Here is a 1,091-nt window from a genome sequence, read left to right on the forward strand (position 1 = left end):
ATTCTATATATATTCAAGGTCTAAAAATCCCTAAAACTGCTGATGTTGTTAATTTTGGAATTAGTGGTAAACATTCGCAATATCTATACCAACAAAGAGATCAGTTAATTGAATCTGCTGACAGCATCGTTATTATGCAAATTGGAACAAATGACCGTCATAATTTCAAAACAACGGCTGTAACAAAGAGTTATCAACGAGAACTTATAAAATACATTCGTTCGTTAGGAAAAGACGTAATTGTCATGGCAGCGAATCCAGTTTCAGTAGCGAACGATATGGAAGCAGTACGTAATTTCAAGATGGATGATGTTGATCGTTCTATCCATCAAGTAACAAAAGAGTTCAAGATGGATTACATTTCGAATTATAAAGGTTATATGGAATATGCAGTTAATACTGGCGTAACCATTGATTCTTTATTATTTGATGGTCTGCATCCAAACGATGAAGGATACAAAGTAATGTTTGAGAATACTGCAAAAGGTCTTGGATTAACATTGTTGAGAGATGGTGTAAGTTATGTATAATAGTAATTTTCGACATATAAAAGTCTATGATATTAAAATGAATTTAGTGGCTATCTTAGAAAATGCATATAAAATTGGATATGTTAAAGAGACAAATAATTTGTGGACGTGTTCCTTTTCATTACCTCTTAACGATCCAAAACGTTTTGAAGTTAAGCCAAAGTATTTTATTGAGCTATATGACCATGATAAATATATTGGGAAATTCATAGTCAATCCAAAGAAAACAGTTAAAAACGAAAGTGACAACAGCATAACTTACAATTGTGAGCATGTTTGGAGTACATTGCACTCAGACGTGCTTTTTCGTTACCATCAATTGACGAATTGGACAACAAGAGATGTACTTGAGTATTTATTAAGCAAACAAGAAATAAAACATTGGAAACTAGGGGATTGTCACTTTGAACGATATTTTCATTATGCATGGGAAAATGAAAATTCACTTTTAAATGCACTTGTAAGTGTTCCTAAGCCTTTCAATGAGTCCTATTTGTGGACTTGGGATGATACAACATATCCCTTTACCCTTAATCTAGTTCGTGTAACTAATGAAAAAGT

General features: G+C 32.4%; 2 protein-coding genes. Both read left to right on the forward strand.

Annotated elements, in window-relative coordinates; all coding sequences use genetic code 11:
* On the forward strand, positions 1-530 hold a 530-nt coding region (locus tag AC1M36_RS28290; protein ID WP_479846520.1), incomplete at its 5' end, for an SGNH/GDSL hydrolase family protein.
* The coding region (locus AC1M36_RS28295; RefSeq protein WP_479846521.1) for a phage tail spike protein at positions 523-1,091 on the forward strand (569 nt) is incomplete at its 3' end. The genes AC1M36_RS28290 and AC1M36_RS28295, both read left to right, overlap by 8 nt.

It is taken from the genome of Bacillus sp. Medicinal_06 (assembly GCF_056711665.1).